Annotated in this window: 18 protein-coding genes; 7 read left to right on the top strand and 11 right to left on the bottom strand. The window is 60.1% G+C overall.

All coding sequences use genetic code 11. The annotated features are described in order from the left end of the window. Window positions 1-98: 98 nt before the first annotated feature. The 5 genes from IPP03_07175 to IPP03_07155 form a co-directional block, all read right to left on the bottom strand. Complete coding sequence (locus IPP03_07175) at window positions 99-1,280, bottom strand: acyl-CoA dehydrogenase (protein ID MBL0352433.1); 1,182 nt, start codon at window positions 1,278-1,280, stop codon at window positions 99-101. Between the two features lie 209 nt (window positions 1,281-1,489). Then, window positions 1,490-4,819, bottom strand: a complete 3,330-nt coding sequence (locus IPP03_07170; GenBank protein MBL0352432.1) for a hypothetical protein — start codon at window positions 4,817-4,819, stop codon at window positions 1,490-1,492. 348 nt (window positions 4,820-5,167) lie between these two features. Beyond that, window positions 5,168-6,370 carry an IS4 family transposase gene (locus tag IPP03_07165; protein ID MBL0352431.1) on the bottom strand — a complete coding sequence of 401 codons (1,203 nt, stop codon included), beginning with the start codon at window positions 6,368-6,370 and terminating at the stop codon, window positions 5,168-5,170. A gap of 272 nt (window positions 6,371-6,642) precedes the next feature. Continuing rightward, complete coding sequence (locus IPP03_07160; GenBank protein ID MBL0352430.1) at window positions 6,643-7,272, bottom strand: hypothetical protein; 630 nt, start codon at window positions 7,270-7,272, stop codon at window positions 6,643-6,645. A gap of 84 nt (window positions 7,273-7,356) precedes the next feature. Continuing rightward, on the bottom strand, window positions 7,357-7,764 hold the full coding sequence (locus tag IPP03_07155) for a VOC family protein (GenBank protein ID MBL0352429.1): 408 nt from the start codon (window positions 7,762-7,764) through the stop codon (window positions 7,357-7,359). Window positions 7,765-8,082: 318 nt separating this feature from the next. On the opposite strand from IPP03_07155, the gene IPP03_07150 reads away from it, so the two are divergent. Then, window positions 8,083-9,212, top strand: a protein-coding gene (locus IPP03_07150; protein ID MBL0352428.1) for an IS3 family transposase whose coding sequence is annotated in 2 segments (ribosomal slippage) — window positions 8,083-8,332 and window positions 8,332-9,212 — 1,131 coding nt in all. Because the reading frame shifts where the segments join, the coding sequence is not laid out codon by codon here. Between the two features lie 359 nt (window positions 9,213-9,571). Here IPP03_07150 and IPP03_07145 read toward each other — a convergent pair. Genes IPP03_07145 through IPP03_07135 form a run of 3 tightly spaced genes read right to left on the bottom strand, consistent with a single transcriptional unit; the run spans window position 9,572 to window position 11,085 of the window. Further along, window positions 9,572-10,165, bottom strand: a complete 594-nt coding sequence (locus IPP03_07145; GenBank protein ID MBL0352427.1) for a DUF1415 domain-containing protein — start codon at window positions 10,163-10,165, stop codon at window positions 9,572-9,574. An 18-nt stretch (window positions 10,166-10,183) separates the two neighbouring features. Further along, window positions 10,184-10,726: a hypothetical protein gene (locus tag IPP03_07140; GenBank protein MBL0352426.1), complete on the bottom strand. Its 543-nt coding sequence runs from the start codon at window positions 10,724-10,726 to the stop codon at window positions 10,184-10,186. Window positions 10,727-10,731: 5 nt separating this feature from the next. Then, window positions 10,732-11,085 carry a hypothetical protein gene (locus IPP03_07135; protein ID MBL0352425.1) on the bottom strand — a complete coding sequence of 118 codons (354 nt, stop codon included), beginning with the start codon at window positions 11,083-11,085 and terminating at the stop codon, window positions 10,732-10,734. A gap of 242 nt (window positions 11,086-11,327) precedes the next feature. Here IPP03_07135 and IPP03_07130 point away from each other — a divergent pair, with 242 nt between their 5' ends. From IPP03_07130 to IPP03_07115, 4 genes are all read left to right on the top strand, one after another. Then, on the top strand, window positions 11,328-12,803 hold the full coding sequence (locus IPP03_07130; protein MBL0352424.1) for an SUMF1/EgtB/PvdO family nonheme iron enzyme: 1,476 nt from the start codon (window positions 11,328-11,330) through the stop codon (window positions 12,801-12,803). A gap of 392 nt (window positions 12,804-13,195) precedes the next feature. Then, complete coding sequence (locus IPP03_07125) at window positions 13,196-13,375, top strand: hypothetical protein (GenBank protein MBL0352423.1); 180 nt, start codon at window positions 13,196-13,198, stop codon at window positions 13,373-13,375. Window positions 13,376-13,396: 21 nt separating this feature from the next. Then, complete coding sequence (locus IPP03_07120; protein MBL0352422.1) at window positions 13,397-15,352, top strand: DUF4071 domain-containing protein; 1,956 nt, start codon at window positions 13,397-13,399, stop codon at window positions 15,350-15,352. Window positions 15,353-15,386: 34 nt separating this feature from the next. Next, on the top strand, window positions 15,387-16,547 hold the full coding sequence (locus tag IPP03_07115; GenBank protein MBL0352421.1) for a patatin-like phospholipase family protein: 1,161 nt from the start codon (window positions 15,387-15,389) through the stop codon (window positions 16,545-16,547). 477 nt (window positions 16,548-17,024) lie between these two features. Here the strand turns inward: IPP03_07115 and IPP03_07110 are convergent, their stop codons facing one another. Next, the gene (locus tag IPP03_07110) at window positions 17,025-18,224 is read right to left on the bottom strand and encodes a VanZ family protein (GenBank protein MBL0352420.1); all 1,200 of its coding nucleotides are present in this window, start codon (window positions 18,222-18,224) and stop codon (window positions 17,025-17,027) included. Between the two features lie 100 nt (window positions 18,225-18,324). On the opposite strand from IPP03_07110, the gene IPP03_07105 reads away from it, so the two are divergent. Beyond that, window positions 18,325-19,041, top strand: coding sequence for a hypothetical protein (locus tag IPP03_07105; GenBank protein MBL0352419.1), 717 nt, complete (start codon window positions 18,325-18,327; stop codon window positions 19,039-19,041). A 307-nt stretch (window positions 19,042-19,348) separates the two neighbouring features. On the opposite strand, the gene IPP03_07100 is transcribed toward IPP03_07105, so the two are convergent. Continuing rightward, entirely contained in the window at window positions 19,349-20,800 is a 1,452-nt protein-coding gene (locus IPP03_07100; protein ID MBL0352418.1) for a GntP family permease, read from the bottom strand. A gap of 3 nt (window positions 20,801-20,803) precedes the next feature. Beyond that, window positions 20,804-21,862: a patatin-like phospholipase family protein gene (locus tag IPP03_07095; protein ID MBL0352417.1), complete on the bottom strand. Its 1,059-nt coding sequence runs from the start codon at window positions 21,860-21,862 to the stop codon at window positions 20,804-20,806. 307 nt (window positions 21,863-22,169) lie between these two features. Between IPP03_07095 and IPP03_07090 the strand changes: the two genes are divergently transcribed. Then, window positions 22,170-23,039, top strand: a complete 870-nt coding sequence (locus IPP03_07090) for a caspase family protein (protein ID MBL0352416.1) — start codon at window positions 22,170-22,172, stop codon at window positions 23,037-23,039. Window positions 23,040-23,042: the final 3 nt, after the last annotated feature.

Below are 23,042 nucleotides of genomic sequence, written 5' to 3'. Positions count from 1 at the left end.
CGGATGGCACCCAGGCTGTCCGAATTGCCGTGGCGCTTCGCTTCCCGACGCTCGCCACGGTCGACGCCGAATAAGCGCGGAATTTCGCGCCGCCCCGCTCAGTTGGCGAAGGCGGCGATTCCCGTCTGCGCCCGGCCGAGGATCAGCGCATGAACGTCGTGCGTGCCCTCGTAGGTATTGACCACTTCCAGATTGACGAGGTGGCGGATGACGCCGAACTCGTCGGAAATGCCGTTGCCGCCCAGCATGTCGCGCGCCGTGCGGGCGATGTCGAGCGATTTGCCGCAGGAATTGCGCTTCATGATCGAGGTGATCTCGGCCGATGCCGTGCCGTCGTCCTTCATCCGGCCGAGGCGCAGGCAGCCCTGGAGGCCGAGGGTGATTTCGGTCTGCATGTCGGCCAACTTCTTCTGGATTAACTGGTTGGCGGCCAGCGGGCGGCCGAACTGCTGGCGGTCGAGCGTGTATTGGCGGGCCGTGTGCCAGCAGAACTCGGCGGCACCCAGCGCCCCCCAGGCAATGCCGTAGCGCGCCGAGTCGAGACAGGTGAATGGCCCCTTGAGGCCGCGTACTTCGGGGAACTCGTTCTCGGTCGGTACGAACACCTCGTCCATGACGATCTCGCCGGTGACTGAGGTGCGCAGGCCGACCTTACCGTGGATAACCGGCGCCGAGAGGCCGGGCATGCCCTTCTCAAGCACGAAGCCGCGAATCATCCCGGCATCGTTCTTGGCCCAGACGACGAAGACATCGGCGATCGGCGAGTTGGTGATCCACATTTTGCTGCCCGACAGTAGGTAGCCGCCATCCACCTTGCGCGCCCGCGTTTCCATGCTGCCGGGATCGGAGCCGTGGTTCGGCTCGGTCAGCCCGAAACTGCCGATCCATTCGCCGCTCGCCAGCTTCGGCAGGTATTTCTGCTTCTGCGCCGCGCTGCCGAACTCGAAAATCGGCAGCATGACCAGCGACGACTGCACGCTCATCATCGAGCGGTAGCCGGAATCGACGCGTTCGACCTCGCGGGCGATCAACCCGTAGCTGACGTAATTTTGCCCGGCGCCGCCGTATTCGGGCGGAATGGTCGGGCCAAGCAGGCCCATGGCGCCCATTTCACGGAAGATGGCCGGGTCGGTCTTCTCGTGGCGGAAGGATTCCGTCACGCGCGGCATCAGGCGGCCCTGGCAGTAGTCGCGCGCCGCGTCGCGGATCATGCGTTCGTCCTGGGTCAGTTGCGCATCAAGCAATAGCGGGTCTTCCCAGCAGAATTGCGCCTTGGCCATCGTTGGATTCCTCGGGTTCGATTGTTTTGACGATTGTAGTCAAAATGACCTATCGCGGTTGCGTTGTCCTCCTGGTCGCACGAAAGTGGGCTACCTGAATCACCTTGTTGGCTTGGCTTGAAAAAGGCTGGATTCGACCCTAAGTAACACCTCCCAATGTTGAAGTGATGTGGAGAAAGCAGACGTTGGCAGGCAGCGGAGGCGCGTTGTCATTCTGACACGCTCGTTCCACGCCGAAGGCGCATTGAGCGCATGCGCTCCAAGGCCTTCTTGACGGGTGGGTCGGTCACTCCTGCCGGAACGATAGGATCATCATCGTCCTGAAGTACTGAAGCGTCGGGGTCATTCTCGCCAATCTCCCACGCTGGGCGTACATGTAGTTGCTTCTTAGCCAAAAAACAACCCATTTCAAGCTGTGGCGGATTGTTCATACCCGCCGGAACCAGCAGGTACTCACCATGCTGGCGATAGATCGTCAGGAATTGATCGAGGTTTGTCGTTGTCTCTGGCGTCATCCGGTTGATACGCGATACTGAGACGAAGACCTTAGTTTTTGCTGCTACTTCATCTGTGATGCTGGGCCCGATTAGCAAAGAGTAGTGTGCGGGGTGCTGCTTGGACACGCCTGTGACAATGACTATTCGTAGTGCATCACGTACGTCAGCTCTTCCCCATTTCGTACCCCAAGCACGGAAGATCGCGATACCAGCTTCAAGATCGCGATACAGCAATCCAAGAATAGGCGGTGGTCGATCTGCCATTGCGAACAGCGTCCCGCACCATTGCGCTTTGTTCCACAATTGCATATCAATGGGCGACATCACTTGCCGCTCGGTATGCTTTCTACTAGTACTGTCGAGGAATTCAGCTGGTGGTTGACCATTACCAAACTTCGGCGCCACTCCGACATCTACATTATCCCTGCATGCTTTATTTGGGGTACGCCACGGTCGGTCACGTAGACACTCATATATCTTGTCATCCGGATCAATCCAATCGCGAAGTCGGACGTTGGGAACATGACCGAACGCATTTCTCCCGATCGTCAACATATCACCAAGCAAGATCGCTCGAGCAAAGGCACGCTCGTCACCTGCCACCCTGTCAAGCCATTCTTTCGGATCGCGAACTATGAACTGATGTAGGGCGATGCTGATGACCGTGTCACGCAGCCAATCAGTAAACCCATGGAACGCCTCAACAGAGGAGAATGCGAGACTTGGGGGACATCTGATCTCAGCGCTAGCTTCCTTGCCTGGAGTGAATTGAAACGAAGGCTTGTCTTCCAACTCGGCCGCAGGCAATACAATAATGGTTGTGCGCTCCACATGCGGCAGAAGATCGGTTTCGTCGCTAGTCGCCAGAAATGCTTCCAAGGCTCCCAGCAGCGATTCCGCGACACCAAGGAAAGTCGGTTCACTAGGTGTGACGACCAAGAATTCAGCCCCCAAGATGACTGATCTAAGGGACGTCTTGGCGCCTCCTATCAGAGAAGCTTGTTCTGGAAGGTCGGCAGCTGCTGGCTGTTCTTGCCAGTTCTCGAAGAAGCGCGGAAGCCACTCTGAGTCGTTTTCGGCCGAGAAATATTTCTCAGCATAGATCCGCTTCTCGTGTCCAAGCGCGTACAAGAGTGCCAGCCGGGCATTCGCTAGCCCCAATCGTTTCAGTGCATCGGGCAGGCTCTCAACGTCGGACAGCTGTTCAAGAGACAGATTCAAGAAGAGGATGCCGAGCACCGCCTCCTGCATCTGAACTTCCTCGGAGTGCAAAGCCTTTCGCTCGTCGGAGAGCTTAAGATGTGTCGCAGTAAAGCTTGACCATGACATAGCCTGAAGTACGTGCGGAACGCGCCCCAACTGCAATTCGATCCAAGCCAGTCGCTGCAGGATCCGTAGCGTTGCCGGCGGCATCTCGCCACTCTTGGCGAAGAGATGGAAACATCGCTCCGCTGCGACGAGCACCTTGTTTCTCGCAGCCCAAAGGAGCCCAGCCCGCTCATATGCAAAGCTGGCGGCGACAAGTGTCATCACGAGTTCGCCTTGGTACTCCTCTTTTACAAGCAGTTCTTCGGCTTTGCCGATCCACCGAATTGCTTCGTATGGCTTATCATGGCCCAGCTTCTGCAACCCACGGTCCCGGTACGCGATGCCTGCAACTCCGTCGCTTCTGCGTTGCTGCATCGCATCGATGACCTTAGTGTACAAGGCATCGAAACCTTTGCCGTCCGCGATGTCCCCGAGTACGTGGACTATGTCTGCCAACCTCTCAACCGGATACTGGCCCATGACCGCAGATTCATCGACGACTCGTGCGAGTTCCTCCCATACGCGGTCTAGCTCCGCCAAGTCTCGGAGATTCATGGCATGCGCCGCACGCAAGAGAGCCAAGCTTGTTCGGGCTTGAAGGGCATTGTTCGGTCGCGAGGTGTTGCCAGCGATGCCCTGCAACATCGAATGTAGTTTCTTCCGACGAGCTTCGCTCTGAGCCAGCTCCCGCTTGATCAATTCCAGAGATTCGGCAGTGATGAGAATTTGCCAGAGATTAAGCAGGCGGCTGACGTCATCTGCATCGGTTGAGTCGCCGAGGTGTTCCTCTACCTCTGAATAGAACTTGCTGAACGCCTCGTAGTCTTCGAACCACCAGTACGCAGTCCAAGCACGGTTGTAGGCAACACGCATAAGTTGCTGAGGAATGCCCATGTCCTTGCCGAGACGCTCGGCCTGGGCAAATCGACCATCTACCTCGTATCGAGGCCGGTTAAGGCCTCTTGCAAGCAGAGCGCCTTGAAGGCAGTCCTCCACAAGCTGATAGCGCGCGCCCTCATATCTCGACGGATCCGAGATCTCCTTGTCCAGTACTTCAATTTCAGACAGCCTCTCAGTATCGAGTGGACCACGGCGGTGCTCCGTCGATTCACCTGCACCGATGATGCAGAGTGTGGCTATCGCAAGGTCGAGGTGATCATGTCGATAGACCCTCTCGACAAGCCAACTGCGGTCGACGATGTGAACGGGCACGCCGGCGCATCTGCTGAGGTCGTCCTCAAGCTTCGCTCGCTCTTTGTCGCTCGCGAACTGATTGGTAAAGAAATAAATCCTTTTGTAGTCGCGCCCAGTCGAAAGAATGTTCTTGACGTCGGCTCGCACCTTCGTCTTCCAAGCCTTCTTTGCGCTGAACGCAAAGGCCCATCTCTCCGAGCCGCCCGATGGCTCACCGAACCACCAACGTTCGGCAATCTCTGCTGCTACTGGGTAGGTTTCGGAGTCGACTTTACTATCACCGCCTCCAGTAGGACCGGTCTGAACTCGAAGATTGGGGCAGATTTCGCACTCTGCTATCTTGCGGCAGAAGTGCTCGAACTCATACTCTTGTTTTCGGCTTGTCAGTGTCTCCAGGTGGTACTCGAATACCGACGTTGCAATCTTTGGCGTGGCTACGACCATCGTGTCGGAGAATAGGTCCGGATGGCGCGCCCGCATCAGTTCTCGTGGACTAGGCATCCCTTGCCTCTGTACGTTAGTCTCGATTGTCTCAGGCATTTAACCTCCCATGTGTGCATGCCAGCGCCATCGAGTGCATACAGTGGCGCTTCTTCAGAGCATTCTGCCATGACGGGTTCTAAGTTGCCGTTATGATGAACTGGAGGTTCGAATTCGCAAAGCTGACTGTCAGCAAGGACTACTATTGGCCGGACACTGCCTGATGATGAATGGAAATCAACGGTGTGTTCATTGGGCGGGTTTTTGCGGTGTGGGGCCGGTGAAGCCCAAACTTTGATCTGCGGACGATAAGCTGAACAGATTGGCTTGCCCCCGAGGGCTATTGCGGTCGACGGCGAAAAATGGCCGATTTTCGGGACAACAGGGGACGGACCCTGAGGTTTCCCCTCATATAAATGCCATATGAGAAGCCTGTTGAGCTTGGTGCCGGAGAATCGGAACAGCGTCTTTCGGGCGAATTTGGTTAAGCCAGGAGGGCCCGGCATCGATGACTCGACGAGCCAATGTGATGGCTGAAATCTCTTTGTGCTTTAGACCGGGCACACTCTGGAAGAACCTCTGTATCCCGCTCTGCTGGGCGCACTCGCCGATCAGGCGCATCAGCCAGTGGGTCAAGTGAGCAATCAACAGCAGAATCTCAAGTCGCTTGCCCGAGCGTGATCGCGAAGCGCTAAAGCCAAGACCAAGCCGCTCGTTCTTGAGATCACGAAAGGATTCCTCAATGGTCATTCGTCGGGAGTACTGGTCAATAATCGTCTCTGGGCTCGCTTTTGGAAATGCTGGAGAACAGGCCAGCAGCCATGGCTCTCTGGCACCACGAGCCGCCTTGATCGAGCTATGGGAGCGCGAATGTTTGCCCGTCCGCGTGTGATGGTGGCGCCTTTTGGCTTCGCGTTTAACCAGCACCAACCGACAGTCTGTCGGATGGCTACGAACGTATCGGGCATTGTCGAAGGCTTGGGCGCACGGCGTGGCATCCGGAAAAACCTCGGTGCAGCGCTTCCATGGACCTTCGGTAATACTGACCCTGTCTTTGCCACGGATGCGTCCGATCCACGGCCAATGATGTTCCGTGACCAAGTCGAACCAGGTCGAGTGAAAACCGGCATCGGTGATGAGGGTCGGAGTGCACCCGTCGGGCAGCAGCTTCGCCAAACAATCCAGAAACCGACGATGCACCGCCTGATTACCATACCGTCGTTGCGCGTGAATTTCCTCGTACAGCGTCACACTGCGGCCCTTGACGGCGATGCTGGCACGCAGCAGATGCCAGCGTTGATCGGTCGTGGCGTCCGACCAATCGATCACCACCCGCACATTATCGAGATCGGTCAGCCAACGTGACGCCACCTCACGATAAATCTCGGTCCTTGTGATGTGCAACGAGGTATTTCCCAGCAGACGGTCAATGCGCTTGACTCGATGACGCATCGACGTCGCCGACTGCACAGACCGCGCAAGCTGACTCAAGCTCAAGCGACCACCTCGCAGCGCACTGCCTACAGCCGCCTCAACCGCACAGGCCAATTTGACATGCAGGCTCGACAGACACCCCGCCAGCATTCCGACTATCATCTTCTTCGCACTCATGATCCGCCAACCCTTGACGATTTACCCAAAGCAACGAGTCTACTCCTCATTCTCCGCGTGAATATTTGTCTTCAACCTATTGAATAAGTGCCAAACTATGAGGGGAAACCTCAGGGACGGACCACGGTTTCCAGTTTGTTCTTTGCAGCGAGAAACCATGGTCCGTCCCGAATGGCGCTAAGTTAAGGCCGTATTGCGTCCATTTTTGCAGCGACAATGCTAGCGCTGGGCATGCTGGACAGCCTTGACTTAGTGCCATTTTCGTCTGTCCCTCATTTCGCGGGACTCCCTTGGACTCCGGGATGCTCGGTGACAGTCACCACGATTGAGTCCTCGATGAGGTCCCCGACTCGCTGCATTTTTTTGTCAAGTTTCGAGGTCTTAAAGGTGAGCCTTGCGCTTCCCGGCTTCAGAGTAATCAGCTTCGCCGAGCGACGCCTGTGGTCAGTTGGATTGGGCACCACTTCGGCCGTCAGGACGTTGATGTCGCTTGAGACAACCTCAACCGTCTCTGCCATCACACCATATTGACCCAGATGCAGTTGGCCGCTGTTTATCCATCCTGACCCGTACCGATACATTCCATACTCGGACGCGGCTGCATTGACGTATATTTCGACACCCGGGGGCAAAGTGCGCGCAAGCACGGGTAGCATGTATCGAAGCTGTTCGTTAGTCCTCGTTTCGGTGACGTTTTCTTTGGAGGTGTTCACGGCGCGTTCAACGGTAAGTTCTAGTTGTCCACGCTCAGTGTTTGACAGGAAATAGCTAGCGATACGATCGCAGGCGACAAGCATCGGCAACGCAAGCACGATCAACAAAGCAGTTCTGTTTTGCTGGAACATGTCCATCATTCTGGCGAAGCAACGCTTTTCTGAGCCTTGAACAATCCTGGCTTCCATCTCTTGACTGTGCCTTCTGACGCCCAACGTTTGACATGAGAGGCGGGCACCGACTTGCCGGGGCACGTCCTCTCGATGGAAGGGTTAGCCAGCTGGTGGCCCCTTGAGTTCGACGACATTGCCTTCGGGGTCTGTGAGATACATGGACGGCCCTTCACCCTCAGCGCCATAGCGCGACTCGACCTTTCCAGCCTCAACGCCATGAGCGTTAAGGTGAATGCGAATGTTGGCTTCATCAAAGGGCTCCACGCGAAGACAAAAGTGATCAAGGTTGCGTGCTTCTGCTCCAGGTGGCGCACCTCCAGCCTTGCCAAGTTTGCCATCGACAGGTACTAGATCAATGAGAGAGCGACCAGCGCGCAACTGAACCAAGCCGATCGCATCTTCGCGGCGCTCGACGGAGCAGCCAAGCGCCTGACAGTAGAAGCGAACCATCCGTTCGAGGTCGACGACACGCAGGACGATGTGGTCGATTTCGCGAATAAGGAACATGGCGTTTGCGTGGAAGGTGGCTAGCAGTTATTCACCAGACCGTCCGGTCTGGACTATTGAAATTCGCAGAACATGTCGAGGCGCAGTAACTGGATGATTCATCATGGGTGTACCGACGTTTTCTGTACGTATATGCAATGATAGTACAGACCGATGGTCGGCAGCTGGCTCAAGCTGGCATCGGCCAACCAACATTGCGAACGAGTGGCCGCTATGGAGAAAATCCTTGAGAGCCGGCCCCAGAAATTCAGACAGTGGGATAAGTGATAGCCTTGCTCAATTGCAGGCCGCATAGTGGCCGAAATGAGGAGCAAGAGCATGACGAGAAGGAAGCGGCGGAATCACTCGCCGGAGTTTAAGGCGAAGGTGGCGATTGCCGCCATCAAGGGCGACAAGACGTTGGCCGAGATGGCGCAGCAGTTCGATGTTCACCCCAACCAGATTACCGACTGGAAGACACAGTTGATGGAGCGTTCGTCAGTCGTGTTTGGCGACACGGCCGCCAGGGAGAAAGGCCCGGACATTCTGGCCATGGAAGCAAAGATTGGTCGCCTGAGTCTGGAGAATGATTTTTTAGAAGGCGCGCTCACCAAGGCGGGACTGCTGAGCGCAAGACGATGATTGACCGCACCCATACCCTGCCCGTTGTCCAGCAATGCAAAGTCTTGCGACTGGCGCGGTCGACCGCCTACTACACCCCGGAACCTGTCTCGTCCGCCGATCTGGCGCTGATGCGCCGCATCGATGAGTTGCATCTGGAACATCCTTTCGCCGGCAGCCGGATGCTGCGCGATCTACTGCGCCTGGAAGGCCATCCGATCGGCCGCAAGCATGTGCGGACATTGATGCGGAAGATGGGCGTTGAAGCGCTCTATCGGAAGCCGAACCTCTCCAAACGGCATGATGCCCACCTGATCCATCCCTACCTGCTCAGGGACCTGGTCATCGTCCGCCCGAATCAGGTTTGGGCCACCGACATCACGTACATTCCGATGCGCCGGGGCTTCGTCTATCTGGTCGCCGTCATCGACTGGTGCAGCCGGAAAGTCCTCTCCTGGCGGCTCTCCAACACGCTGACCACGGATTTCTGTCTGGAGGCGGTCAGCGAAGCCATCTCGCATTTCGGCAAGCCGGATATCTTCAACACCGATCAGGGTAGCCAGTTCACCAGCAGCGATTTCACCGGGCTGCTGAAGGATAACGGAATCCGGATCAGCATGGATGGCAAGGGCTGCTGGCGTGACAACGTCTTTGTCGAACGACTCTGGAAAAGCGTCAAGTACGAGGAGGTCTATCTCAAGGCATACGACACAGTGGCCGATGCCAAGGCCAACCTGGGGCGCTATCTGGATTTCTACAACACCCGCCGACCGCATCAAACCCTTGACGGTAAAACGCCGGATGCGTTCTACTGCCAGAACCTGCCAAAAGAGACGTTCACAGCATGATCACCGCGTTACCCACCGCGCCGTCAGCCTACGGTCTAAAGGGACCTTCGGCCGCCGTCACCGTGGATAACGCTACCCCGCAGGGCTCCACCTATCTCCGTGGAAAAACTGTCCAAACAAACGGGGCCAGCTCTTTGATTGGCTCCTGTTGGCCAGCTTGTGCCTCACGATGAATGAAAATAGGCGGTGTGGTCACCAGATGGATTGCTGGTCCACTCCCGCGAAGATCATACGTCGATCGGCGAATGATAACCCGAACAGATTGGTTGCTGCGGCCGGCTGTTGCACTCCAGGAGCGCTTCCTTCGGGGCGCGGTCGACCCCGAAAAATGGCGGATTTTCAAATGCCGCCATCAGGCTTTAGCCCTTCGTCGAATCGTCCACCCACAGCCGGCGCCAGCCTTTCTGGCCGAGCTTCCGCAGGGTTTCTATGTTGCGCTCGAAGATGTCGGCGGTGTCGGGAAAGGCGGCGACGGCGCGGTCGATGCTCGCTTCGCGCAACAGGTGCAGGGTCGGGTAGGGCGCGCGATTGGTGTAGTTGTCGATATCGTCGGCGTTGCTGCCGGCGAACTCGTATTGCGGATGCAGGCTGGCGATCTGGATCACGCCGTCGAGTTCCAGGCGGCGGATCGTTGCATCGGCTTCGGCAAGGAAAAAGTGAAAATCGAGAAAATCGCCCATGACCTCCGGGTGGATCAGCAGCGTGGTGTCGAGCATCTCGGGGTCGGTTGCCGCCAGTATCTGGAGTTCGTGTTCGAGTTCGGCCAGCAGTTCGTCCGCCGTTTGCGCGCCGGTCACGGCATAACGAATCTGCCGTTTGACGTGCACCGCCTTGGCGAACGGGCACAGGTTGAGGCCGATGACCGCGCGTTCGAGCCAGCCCTGCGTGGCGGCGATAAATTCGCTGGCGCTTTCCGGAGTGGGCGAAATCAATACGTCAGGCACGGTGGACATGGGTTTTCGTCACCGATTTCATTGGGTTGCTGCCGTACGGACGATGACTAACGCCGCAGCCAGTCGCTGAAACAGCTTGCGCTCCCGGATCAGCGGCCAGCGGTCGTAAAGCAGAATCTCGGCGGGGCGCCACAGTGCGACCCAGGCGAAGATGATAAGACTCTGCTCGATCGTTTCGACGAAGCTGGATTTCGGAAATATATTGGTCAGGGCAACGCCTACCAGCGTTGCGAAGAGCATGACCAGCAGGCCGACTGCCAGCCCCTTGCGGCCAAGGAGGCGCAATTCGTTCAGTTTGATTTGCTGCTCGCGAGCCCGCAGTTCGAAGTGGTGCCCGATTGCGGTCTCGAGTTCCTTGCTCAGGCTTGGTTCTATCCTGGTACCCGGCAAATAGACGACGAGATCGATGGGACTGCTGCCAGCGGCTTCACGAGCGTAGGAAACGATATGCCGCTCAGCATCAGGATCGAGTTCGCGCTCGCGAAAGGGCGCCGGATCGAAGTTGTTGAACAGTTGTTCGATGCTCTTTATACGGATTTCAATTTCTTCGGTATTGGTCATGGCGATCATTGATCCTGGATATTCATGCCTTCATGGGTTGTTTCGACCCGCAGATCTTTGCCTGATATTGCGGAGTGTCTGATGACGATTACCAGTGCCACCAGCATGAGCAGCGGGTCGAACAGCACATCCCAGAGGTTGGCGAAGATGCCGTTGGCGTAGCCGGCGAGATCGAGGGCGAGAATCAGCAACCAGCTGTCCAGCCGGTGCCACCAGTCGTAGCGCAAAGCTTCCAGGACGCGCGGCAGCAGGCTATCCGGGCAATACTCGCGCACCGCCTCCCGCAGCATCCGCTCGTCCTCGTTCATCTTTGCGTCGAGCAACAGCGGGTCTTCCCAGCAGAATAGCGCGTTGGCCATCGTTGCTTTCCTCCGGTGGATTTGCCCGCCGATTGTAATCAACTTGGGCGCTGCGGGAGGGTTGTCACACCCCAAGAGTGCTTCTTTCGGGGCGCGGTCGACAGGCAAAAGTGACCCGAATCGACGCCAAACCACCTTGCGCTGCTGCACCATTCTTGCCGACGGGAAGCGCCAGCGGCAGGCGCCGGTCGCCGCTATGGCATAATCTACCCCACACCATAGCGCCGACGGGGGATCGCCAGGTGACCGTCAACAACGTACCGACTCCCAGCATCTTCATCAGCTACCGCCACAGCGCGGACAGCGAACTCGCGGCGAGCCGGCTGGCTGAAGACCTGCGCCGGCATTTTGCCCGCGAGCAGGTGTTCCAGGACTTCGTCAGTATCGACCCGGGCGCCGATTTTGTCGAAGCCCTCGAGCGGGGGCTCGAAATCTGCGCGGCGCTGCTGGTGGTCATCGGACCGAACTGGCTCGGCGTCGTCGACGACAAGGGCCGGCGCCGCCTCGACCTTGCCGACGACTGGGTTCGCCGCGAGGTGGCCGAAAGCCTGCGCCGGCCCGGCGTGCGCGTGTTCCCGGTGCTGCTTGACGATACCCGCATGCCCGGCGTCGACGATCTGCCCGAGGAACTCCGGCCCTTGACGCGCCGCCAGGCGTATCCGCTGACGGTCCGCCACTGGGCGAACGATGTTGCGAAACTGGTCGAATACCTGCAGCGGGTGCCGGGCCTTGGGCGGCCATCAAGCGAGAACACACCGCCATCCGGGGGTGCCAGGCAGGAGATCCAGTCGCCAACGAAAACCGTGACGGCCAAAGATCACAGTGCCGGGAGCGCTGCCCCGCCGGCCGAGTGGGTGCCCGGCGAGGTGTTCCGCGACGGGGACGATTGTCCCGAGATGGTAGTCATCCCGGCTGGCCAATTCCTGATGGGGTCGCCGAAACCAGAGGCGGGGCGGCTTATCAGCGAAGAGCCGGAGCACTGGGTGCGTATCGCCAAACCCTTTGCACTCGGGCACGGCACCGTGACAGTCGGCGAGTTCAGTCGCTTCGTCGAGGCGAGCGACTACAAGACCGAAGCCGAGCGCAGTCCCGAGCAGGGGATCTGGGCTTTGGACCGAGACAAGGCTGAATGGGCTCAAGCGAAGGACAAGAACTGGCGCAATCCGGGCTTTGCCCAGGACGATCGTCATCCGGTCGTCGGGGTGAACTGGAACGATGCGCAGGCCTACGTCAAATGGCTCGGTGAGAAGACCGGCAAGGCCTATCGGCTGCCAAGCGAGGCCGAGTGGGAATACGCGGCGCGGGCGTGGACGACCAGCGCGCGCTTCTGGGGTGACGACCCGAATCATGCCTGCCATTACGCCAACCTCGCTGACCGCAGCCTGAAGACGACGCATCCGAAATGGCCTTGGCCCATTCACGAGTGTGACGATGGTTACGTCGAGACGGCGCCTGTCGGCAGCTTTGCGCCCAACGCTTTCGGGCTGTACGACATGATCGGCAACGTCTGGGAGTGGCAGCAGGACTGCTGGAACGAAAGCTATCGCGGCGCGCCCGACGACGGGCGGGCGTGGGAGAGCGGTCGCTGTGGCCGGCGGGTGGTGCGCGGCGGCTCCTGGGGCGACGGACCGGTGCTCGCGCGGGCGGCCTTCCGCCTCGGTGTCGAGCCCGGAAACCGAAACAACAATACCGGATTCCGCCTTGCCAGGACGCTGTGAAATCCTGCCTCTTTGACTCTTTACCTCTGACCCATTCCACACTCCAGCGCATGGCGCGGCAATTGGCCTTGCCGGCCAAAGGATCGATTCGCCGCGTGGGCGCAAGTCGTGCTGAAAGCTGACTTCATCAAACAGTGGGGCTTTAGTCGATCAGCTTGCTGAGCCACAGGCAGCCTGTTGCGGTCGACCCCGAAAAATGGCCGTTTTTCAAACGCCTCGGCAAGCGGCCATGCCTTCGCTGCTCCGTCCAGCCACAACCCGCGTCGAACTGCCAGTCCGATCAGCGTGTGGCGTGACCGGTTGAAATTCCGGATTGACGGTGATTGGAAGGCACGGGATACTCACCGGCGTGCGAATGAATTTCCTGTCCTTCAGGCGAGGAGCACCCGGACATGTTGACGTCGATTAACAAGCTGCTATTCACACTCCGAGACGGCGGCGGACAGGGGCAAGCCAGCGAAGTCATGGCGCGCTGTGCTGACGGCGGCGCCGCCAAACCCGGCCGGGAGCATCGCGAGGCGATTGCGCGGATGAAGCGTCTGCCGCCCTGCATGCCACCCTCGCCGGGCTGAACCCCCAAAGGACCTTCCTCCATGACCCAACACGCCTTCATCGCCATGCCCTTCGGTACCAAACCCGGCACCGACGGTCGGGACATCGACTTCAACCGTATCTACAGCGAGCTGCTCAAGCCGGCGCTCGAAGCGGCCGGTTGCGAAGTGTTCCGTGCCGATGAGGAGCAACGTGCCGGCGACATCCGTACCGACATGTTTCAGGAACTGCTGGTGGCCGACCTGGTGCTGGCCGATCTGACCCTGGATAATCCCAATGTCTGGTACGAGCTGGGTGTGCGCCATGCCTTGCGTGCGCGCGGCGTGGTGCTGGTGCAGGGGCCGCGGCCCACCAGCCCGTTCGACATCTACACCGACCGCAAGCTGCGCTACCGGCTGAAGGACGGCGCCCCCGACCCAGCCTTCCTGGCTGAGGACCGTGCGGCGCTGACCGCGATGGCCAAGGCCACGCTCGGCGCGGCAGCGCAGCGCAAGGTCAGCCCGGTCTATATGCTGCTGCCGCACCTGCAGGAGCCAGCCTGGCGCAACCTTCTGTTGCAGGACACGAACGAATTCGGCGCTGCTTACGAAGAGTGGCGCGGGCGCATGGAAGTGGCGCGCGCCAAGTGCCGTGCCGGCGACATTCTGGTGCTGGCCGACGAGACGCCGACGCAGGCGCTGTGGCTCGAAGCCAAGCGCGCCGCCGGCAATGCGCTGCTGCAACTGCGCCAGTTCTCCTTCGCGCTGGAGCAGTTCGAGGATGGCCTTCGCGCCGAGCCTGACGACATGGTGTGCCGCAGCAAGCGCATCGTCTGCCTGGGCCGCATGGGCCGTCACGAAGAGGCACACGAAGCCGCGCGCCAACTGGTCGAGGACAGGCCGAACGACGCCGAGGCGCTGGCGCTGGCCGGGCGGGTGGAGAAGGAGCGCTGGCTATCGCGCTGGCGCACCCCTGATGCGACGCCGGCGGCGTTGCGCGAGGCGGCTGGTGGCGAGAACGCGAGTCTGGAGGAGGCGCAGGCGCCATACCACAAGGCCTTCGTCACCGACCCGGCGCACCATTATTCGGGCATCAACGCGCTGACTTTGTTGTTGCTGCTCAAGCACCTGGGCGGCGAAGCGAGCCGGGTGGTGATCGACAACCTCGTCGGCGGCGTGCTGTGGGCGGCGCTGACGGCGCAGGAGCGCGATCCGAAGGACTACTGGGCCAAGGCCAGCTACGCCGAGCTGTGCCTGCTGGTTAACCCGCGCGATGCGGTGGTGAGGGAATACCGCATCGTTGCCGCCGCCGCCAAGGGCGACTGGTTTGCGCTCGATTCGAGCCGGCAGACGCTGGCCCTGTTGCGCGATCTGCAGTTCCGGCCCGATGAGACGCAGGCCGCGGCCGACATCGTCGACCGCGAGATCGCGCGCACCGCACCGCCGTTTCAACCCGGCCAGGTGCTGCTGTTCTCGGGCCACATGGTCGATGCGCCGACGCGACCCAAGCCGCGCTTCCCGCCGGCCATGGTGGCGCGCGTCACGGCAGAAATCGAACGTGTGCTCGACGGCCTCAATGCCGGCCCCGGCGACATCGCGCTGACCCAGGGCGCCGCTGGTGGTGACCTGATCTTTGCCGAAGCCTGCATCAAGCGCGGCGTGCGCATGCAGTTGCTGCTGCCGTTGCCGGAACCTGACTTCATCGACGTGTCGGTGATGCCCTCAAGCGATGGCGTGGCCTGGCGCGAGCGATACTACGCGCTCAAGGCGCAGCTCGCCGAAGCGGCGCGCGTGATGCCGGTGGAGCTCGGCCCGCTACCGGCCGGCGCCAATGCCTTCGAGCGCTGCAACCTGTGGCTGCTGTACACCGCCCTCTCTTACGGCCCCGATAAAGTGCGCTTCGTCTGCCTGTGGGACGGCGCCGGCGGCGATGGTCCGGGCGGCACCAAGCACATGCTCGAGGAAGTGAAACGCCGCACCGGCCAGGTGAGCTGGATCGACACGCGCACGCTGGGCTGAGTCAGCTCATACTACCCAAGAAGGAGACCCCGTAATGAACGATGCCCTGATCCAACGCATGCAAGCCCCCGGCCCCAAGAAGATCCTCGCCTGCGACGGCGGCGGCATCCTCGGCCTGATGAGCGTGGAAATCCTGGCCAAGCTCGAAGACGACTTGCGCGCCAAGCTCGGCCGGGGGGCCGACTTCGTGCTCGCCGACTACTTTGACTTCGTTTGTGGTACCAGCACCGGCGCCATCATCGCGGCCTGCATCGCGGCGGGCATGTCGATGGCGCGCATCCGCAAATTCTATGAAGACAGTGGCGAACAGATGTTCGACAAAGCCTTCCTCCTCAAGCGCCTGAACTACAAATACAACGATGAGCCGCTCGCCCAGATGCTGCAGAGCGAACTCGGCAAGGCGCTGGGCGGCGACCGCACGTTAGGCAGCCCGGGGCTGCGTACCCTGCTGATGATGGTGATGCGCAATGCCAGCACCGACTCGCCGTGGCCCATCAGCAACAACCCTTTCGCCAAGTACAACCAGGTCGTACGCAAGGACAACAACCTGCGTCTGCCGTTGTGGCAACTGGTGCGCGCCAGCACGGCGGCGCCGACCTTCTTCCCGCCCGAGGTGGTGACCCTTGCCGAAGGCACGCCCGATGCCTACACCTTCATCTTCGTCGATGGTGGCGTGACGACCTACAACAACCCCGCCTTCCTGGCCTTCCAGATGGCTACCGCGGCGCCGTATGCGGTGAACTGGGCCACCGGCGTCGATAAGTTGCTGGTCGTGTCGGTGGGCACCGGCGGCGCGGCCAAGGCGCAGCTCGACCTGAAGGCGGCCAGCATGAATATCCTCTACAACGCCAGCACGCTGCCCGGTGCGCTAATGAACGCCGCCGCCGCGGGTTGGGACATGGCCTGCCGCCTGCTCGGCGAGTGTCGTTTCGGCGGGTCCATCGATCGCGAGTTTGGCAGCATGCTCAGCGCGCCCGGCCAGCCCGCCAACTCGACCGTGCCCAAACTGTTTGCCTACCTGCGCTACGACCCCGATGTCACGGCCCAAGGCCTGGCCGCGTTGGGCCTGCCGGACATCGATGCGCAAGCCATGCAGAAGATGGATTCCGTCAAGAACATGCCCGACATTCAGCGAGTCGGCAAGGCCTTTGCCCGGCAGCATGTGGTCATCGAGCACCTGCGCGGTTTTTGTTGACGGTAAACACGCGCGCGACGCGATGAAATACCGCATGCTCAAAGACGACCGGGATGTCAGCGCCAAGGGCGCCCATTTCGCGGTACTGGCGCTGGTGCGGGTCACCCATGGCATCGCGCCACATCGTTGATGATGCGTTCGCCCTCGTTCATCTGTGTTTCGAGCAGTAGCGGGTCTTCCCAGCAGAACCGCGCCTTGGGTATCGTTGCTTCCCTTCGGTGGATCTACCCTTCGATCGTAATCAACTTGGGCGGCTGCGGGCGGGCTGTTGCGGTCGACGCGCAACAAGGCCCGGATTTCGACTGGTGCGACGGAGGCTCATCCTTCCTGGGGCGTGGGATGCCACCCCATCGGGCGCCCCTGATTCTGGACAGCCGGTTTATGGACAGCGAGCGTGGTGTCGCTTCCCGATTGCGAAATTGCGCGCCGTTCGCGTGCTGATGCGCCTTTCCCCGACCTGCAGCGAACCGGCCGAGTTCAGATAACGGGGTGGCCGCGTCTGAAACGCTGGATCGAGCCCAATGCGGAGATCAGCCAGCCCATGCCCAGGGCCAGCAATGCCGAAGTAATCTCCGCGGTACGGCCAGGCAGGTAGCGCTGCGCAAATTCGCAGGCAAAGGCCAGGATCGCCACGGTCACCGTCATCCCGCTCAATGAACCGCCATTGCGTACGGCACTCCAGATGATGGCGCCGAAGCAAAGGCACTCGAACGTCACCGTGGTCACCACCGATTCGATCGAACCCGACAGCGAGGAGGCAAACGGCAGCCAGTGCATCGCGCTGGGCCAGTCGTTCAAGTGCAGTGGCCAGATGGCGTGAAGCAGATAGGCCGCGGTGGCGATCGCGAGCAGGGTCCACAAGCGCAGCCTTGCCTCCATTCGATCCATGCCCAGCCATATCGCGGCCCCCGCTGCGATACCCAGGACCACGGCTAGTCCCGGCGCCCGATTGATGATGACGAACTTGCCTCCTAATACCGCCAGCGTCGCGATGCCCGCCAGCGGTCTGACTAGGTGTTCCTCCGCCACCGAGCGAACCAGTTGGGCCAGCGCCTCCAGCCCGATCACCGTCACCGCCACGTGCAACAGCATGCGGCGAGGTTGCCAAGCGTCCTGCTGCCACAGCGACTTCACGTTATCGACGACCGATGACCGGTCGAGTGTAGGTATGAAAGGAAACAATTCCACCGCCGCCCAGAGTACGATCATCACCAGCGCAAAGCGATCGGCGGCTTGCAGGTTCAGGTAGCGCCGCGACAGCCGGTTAAGGCTGTTCCCGGAGATCATCCCGGCCAGCCAGCCAGCCGTGAACCCCAGCATGTTGAATATGATATCGGACAGCGCCGGGGTACGTGGCAGGTATTTCTGCAGCCACTGCAGGATGCCGGCGACGATCAGCGCGATCGGGAACCAGGCGACGAACCCTGCTCGCTGGCGGCACTGGCCATGGTAGTGCCAGGCGAGCAGCCAGCCCAGTGGCAGGAACAGGATCACGTTCTCAAGCACGTCGACCAGACCCAGTGGTCCCCAATAAATGAAGTCCTGCGGCTGTGCGAAGTTCCACTCCAACGGATACAGTGATCCATAGACGATCAATGACAGCAGCAGCCCGACGGCGATCCTGTGGTTGCGTCGGCCGGTGCTGGCTGGATGTCCTGCTTTAACTTCGGGTTCCACTCGGGTCTCTCGCATTGGTCGAGGGGCAGTGATGCCGGCACGGCGATTCATTCGTACTCGATGGATTTCACCACGTTCCCGGCGTTGACCGCAACAGTAAGTGCAAGCTGCCATTTTCGCCGACCCAGGGCGGCGCGCGATTGATTGTTCGCGCCTCTCCGCTTGGGCCGCGCTGCATCGCGAGGCACGCAGCCTGCGAGCTCGAAGCGAGAATGTTGTTGCAATGGGTTTTCGTTTCCGCTTCACCGTAGTAATCTGCTATGCAGTATGTTCTCGTGAACATGAGTCGGATAAGTTTGTAGAGGTTGAAATGGCGAGCAAGAATGACCTGTTCAGAACCATCAATGCGCGATCTCCCAGCATTGTCGAGCAACTCATTACCGGATGGGGAAGCCTGCAGTTCAGCGAGTATGTCAGTGACTTGCTCAAGGAAGCGCAAAGAGGCACCAAGCTGGAATTGAAGGAAGAAGTAATTTCGGCTCTGTCGGAACTACGGGCCGAGCACGACCGAGAGTTCCCGAAATACGCAATCCTGGCCGAGGAACTGATTGTGGAACGGCTCGAGCAGTCTCCGAACTTTCAGGTGATAAATACGAGATTTCCTCGAATTGCAAGGCGCCTTGTTGCGACCTGGGGACATGCCACTTTCGGTGAGTATATCAACGACCTGCTCAACGACAAGAGGGTGGGGCGACAAGGGTTTCCGGAGGGAATCATGCGCGCTCTTTTCAAGTTGTCGGAAGAGCATGACAAGGAATTCCCCGAATTCGTCGTCAACGTCACGGATATCTGGTCGCTGACCAACAAGATCTACTGATCGTTGCGGGCTATCTCTGGCCAGGTACTCCAGGCAGGCCGGCCAAGGCTTTCAGTCGGCAAGAGGCGCTGGCCTCTGGCGCTGCAGAGCCGGCACACACGGATCAGATTGCCGGCGGTCTCAGGGCACGATATCTGCCGGCCACCACCGGGCGGGTGGGCGAAAGCGATGAGTCTCCGCTCGATCGCTCTGCCCGAAGCGGTAGGGGCCACGGAATTCACAGGCGTTGGAAATGCCCCGCAGCCGCCCGGAATCGAAAGTCACTCCGCTCTTGCCGATACTGGCATACCGGCGAGAGCATTCACCCTCAGAACGAGCCGAACATCCCACCGAGGATGATGACCGCGATCAACGCCAGCATTGCGCTGACGACACAGCACATCACGATATCGATATAGCTCTTGCGATGCGTCGACCCACAGACTGCCAGCAGGGTGATGACCGCGCCGTTGTGCGGCAGGCTGTCGAGGGTGCCGGCGGACATTACGGCAATGCGATGGAGCAGCGCCGGATCGATGCCCTGTTGTGAAGCAATCTGGAGATAGATCGGACCAAGCGCCTCAAGGGCGATGGTCATGCCGCCGGACGCCGAACCGGTCAGCGCGGCGAGAACGTTGGTCGACACGGCCAGCGAAACCAGCGGCCCGCCTTCGATCGACAACACCCAGTCGGCCACCGCCGCGAAGGCCGGCAGCGCCGCGACAACCGCGCCGAAACCGACCAGGCTGGCGACACTGACAATGGGCAATACCGACGCATTGGCGCCGGCATCGACCGATGCGCGCAATTCGCTCAGGCGCTTGCGGTTGAGGGCGATCAGCACCAGAATGGCGACGATCAGCGCAACCATGACCGACCAGATACCGCTGACCGACGCAATCGTGATACCGCCCCATTGCGGTTCGTAGAGGAAGCTGGTGTCGAGGCGCGGAATCACCAGCATCGACATCGTCAGATTGACCAGGACGACAATGATCAGTGGCAATGCCGCGACCAACACGCCGGGCTGTTCCAAGCTTTGGTGACCGTGCTTGATCTCAGCCGGGTCGAAGGTGCTGGAGGTCGTCGCCCGCTCGCGAACGACCGTGTTCTCGGACGCTGACTCGACTGTCCTGAGGACGTCGCCAAAGCCCTCGCCGGCCAGCCGGGCCGCTCGCTCGGCGCGCATGAGCCACCAGAGGCCGAAACCGAACATGATGAACGATGCGATGATACCGAGTCCCGGTGCGGCAAACGGTGTCGTCCCGAAGAAAGGCATCGGGATGGCATTCTGGACAGCCGGCGTGCCCGGCATCGCCGACATCGTGAAGGTCATGGTCCCCAGCGCGACCGCTCCCGGCGTCAGTCGGTTCGGAATATTGGCCGAGCGGAAGAGACCCTGCGCCATCGGCACGATCACGAAAAGCGCGACGAAGAGACTGACGCCGCCATAGGTGACGATTGCTCCAGCCAGAACGACAGCCAGTATCGCCCGCTTTTCGCCCAGTTTCTCGGTCATGAACGCAGCGATGGTGTTTACCGAACCGCTATCTTCCATCAGCTTGCCGAAGATGGCGCCAAGCAGGAAGAGCGGGAAAAATTGCGCCACAAAACCGGCCGCCGCCCCCATGAAAGTCTGCGTCCAGTGCGCGAGGAGCGGATCGCCTGCGGCGAACGCCGCGACCATGGCCGCCAGCGGCGCCAGAACCAGGACGCTCCAGCTACGGAACGACAGCCCGACGAGAACGGCCAGACCAAGAATGATTCCCAGCAACCCCATCGCCTACGACTCTCCGATCAAGAGGTCGATGTCGAGCGTCGATCGAACGCCGATGTCATTGCCGTGGGTTTCCAGGAAAACCTCGGCGGCGCGCCGCCCTTCCTCGCGCAACATGCAGAAAAATGCCCATTCGGCCAGTGACTTGGACGAAAAACCCAACCCCAGCAGGGCGTCTTCTCCAGCGACGCGATGGATGCGCAGCTTCGCCCACTTGGCTCCCTCACCCGAACCGGGATCGGCCACCTGCCGCAGGAGCGCCGCCATGCGCAGTTCCTTGACGAGTGGTGAATTGAACGAAATCTCGTTCAGGCGGTTCTGGATTTCCATGGGGGTGCGTGGGGTTCCCGGCCGTTCGATCGGGTTGATCGAGACCAGGATAGTGTCGGGGGATTCGCATTCGCGGACCAGCGGCGTAATCGTCGGGTTGCCGGCAAAACCGCCATCCCAGTAGGGGTCGCCATCGATTTCCACCGCCTGGAACATGGTCGGCAGGCAGGCGGAAGCAAGCAAAACCTCGGGGGTCATTTCCGCGTTGCGAAACACGCGACCACGCCCGGTGCGCACGTTGGTGGCAGTGACGAACAGTTTTGGGCCCGCGCTATTGATGGCGCTGAAGTCGACACAGTCGACAAGGATGTCGTACAGCGGGTTTCCGCCACCGATGCTGAGAGTGTAGGGCGAGAGAAGCCGTGCGGCCATATCCGCCGCGACGAAGGCGGGACAATAATCGAGCGTCCACTGCCCGGTCAGTATTTCGAGAGGGCCACGCCGGAAGGGGCTGAGCAACGCCGCCTCCGAGATTTTTTTCCAGAAACTTTCAAGTTCGAGCTGGGCTTGCCTGGGGCCACCCTTGACCATGCCGTGCGCCATTACCACTGCATTCATGGCGCCTGCGGAGGTTCCCGAAATTCCTTCGTAGGTCAACCAGGATTCATCGAGCAGCCGGTCAAGAACGCCCCAGGTATAGGCGCCATGTGCGCCACCGCCTTGCAGCGCGAGATCGACAAGTGCCGGTTCCCGACCGGAACCGCCGGCTTGTGTTTTGTTTGTTGAAGCAGTCATTGTTCAGAATCCCCACATGAAAAATACGAAGACTTCACCCTCGTTTGTAATACTCGCGATCTAGTCCTGCGGTGAACCGGGCAATCAATGCCCCGAGGCCACACCCTTAGTCTACACGAATATGAGGTGACACCGATGGGGGCATCAGCCGGGATGGGCGCCTCCCGATCGCCGGCTCAGCCCGGGGTAGCGGTTCGTCATTGCAGGCCGCAGGAAATTGCCCGACAATGTGGCAACGGTGCATGCCGCAGCACCGCGCGTTACCATTGCAGTGTCCCTTGGCTGCGGCATCGGAAGGAGAAAGATTATGGCTGGAAAGAAGGCGCTCTTCGTGGGCATCAACAAGTTTGCAAATTATTCCCAGTTCACCCTCAATGGCTGCGTCAATGACGCCAAGGACATGTCCGCCCTGTACAAGGATCTGCTCGGCTTCACGGCGGCGGAGATGACGGTTATCTCCGATGCGCAGGCGACCAAGGCCAATATCATGAGCAACCTCAACGCCATGGTTGCTGACGCGAAAGCCGGCAAGCTCAACTACCTGGTGTTCAGTCTTTCCTCACACGGCACGCAGATGAACGACACCAGCGGCGACGAGCCCGACGGCAAGGACGAGGCCTTCGTGCCTTACGACATTGCCGAAAAAGCCGGGGCCTGGGACCCGGCGCACATTATTAGCGACGACGAGTTGCATGACCTTTTTGTCCAGTTGCCGGCCGGTGTGCTGCTCGAGGTGTACCTCGACACCTGCCACAGCGGCTCCGGCCTGCGCGGGGCTGAATTCGGGCTGCATGCGCCGCGTGCCCGTTACATTGCGCCGCCCGAGCAGGAGTTCAGCAAGAAGACCGCCAGGATGCGCGGATTCACCCTCGAACGCCCGTTGGCCGCAGCGAAAAAGGGCGCAAAGAAGACCGTCAAGGCGCCGGTTGCCGCCGGCGCCCACCACCTCCTGTGGACTGGCTGCAAGGCCAACCAGACGAGTGCTGACGCCTATTTCAACGGGCGCTACAATGGGGCGTTCACCTACTATTTTGTCAAGGTCATGCGCGATACGCAGAACAAGCTGTCGCGCAAGGAAGTGATCGCCAAGATGCGCACCTTGATGAAATCCGGCTTTGCGCAGACTCCGCAACTGGAAGGAAATGCCACAAACCGGACTCAAGCGATCGTCTATTGATCT

It is taken from the genome of Candidatus Dechloromonas phosphoritropha, assembly GCA_016722705.1.
Lineage (GTDB): Bacteria > Pseudomonadota > Gammaproteobacteria > Burkholderiales > Rhodocyclaceae > Azonexus > Azonexus phosphoritrophus.
The sequence above is the reverse complement of the archived record's forward strand: the minus strand, read 5'-3'. Positions and strand labels throughout refer to the sequence as shown.

Coding starts and splice junctions, on each gene's coding strand:
- IPP03_07120 (MBL0352422.1), top strand. CDS start 13,397: ATGACCCAACACGCCTTCATCGCCATGCCCTTCGGTACCAAACCCGGC.
- IPP03_07125 (MBL0352423.1), top strand. CDS start 13,196: ATGTTGACGTCGATTAACAAGCTGCTATTCACACTCCGAGACGGCGGC.
- IPP03_07170 (MBL0352432.1), bottom strand. CDS start 4,819: ATGCCTGAGACAATCGAGACTAACGTACAGAGGCAAGGGATGCCTAGT.
- IPP03_07165 (MBL0352431.1), bottom strand. CDS start 6,370: ATGAGTGCGAAGAAGATGATAGTCGGAATGCTGGCGGGGTGTCTGTCG.
- IPP03_07135 (MBL0352425.1), bottom strand. CDS start 11,085: ATGGCCAACGCGCTATTCTGCTGGGAAGACCCGCTGTTGCTCGACGCA.
- IPP03_07100 (MBL0352418.1), bottom strand. CDS start 20,800: ATGGGGTTGCTGGGAATCATTCTTGGTCTGGCCGTTCTCGTCGGGCTG.
- IPP03_07175 (MBL0352433.1), bottom strand. CDS start 1,280: ATGGCCAAGGCGCAATTCTGCTGGGAAGACCCGCTATTGCTTGATGCG.
- IPP03_07160 (MBL0352430.1), bottom strand. CDS start 7,272: ATGGAAGCCAGGATTGTTCAAGGCTCAGAAAAGCGTTGCTTCGCCAGA.
- IPP03_07090 (MBL0352416.1), top strand. CDS start 22,170: ATGGCTGGAAAGAAGGCGCTCTTCGTGGGCATCAACAAGTTTGCAAAT.
- IPP03_07145 (MBL0352427.1), bottom strand. CDS start 10,165: ATGTCCACCGTGCCTGACGTATTGATTTCGCCCACTCCGGAAAGCGCC.
- IPP03_07115 (MBL0352421.1), top strand. CDS start 15,387: ATGAACGATGCCCTGATCCAACGCATGCAAGCCCCCGGCCCCAAGAAG.
- IPP03_07155 (MBL0352429.1), bottom strand. CDS start 7,764: ATGTTCCTTATTCGCGAAATCGACCACATCGTCCTGCGTGTCGTCGAC.
- IPP03_07095 (MBL0352417.1), bottom strand. CDS start 21,862: ATGACTGCTTCAACAAACAAAACACAAGCCGGCGGTTCCGGTCGGGAA.
- IPP03_07140 (MBL0352426.1), bottom strand. CDS start 10,726: ATGACCAATACCGAAGAAATTGAAATCCGTATAAAGAGCATCGAACAA.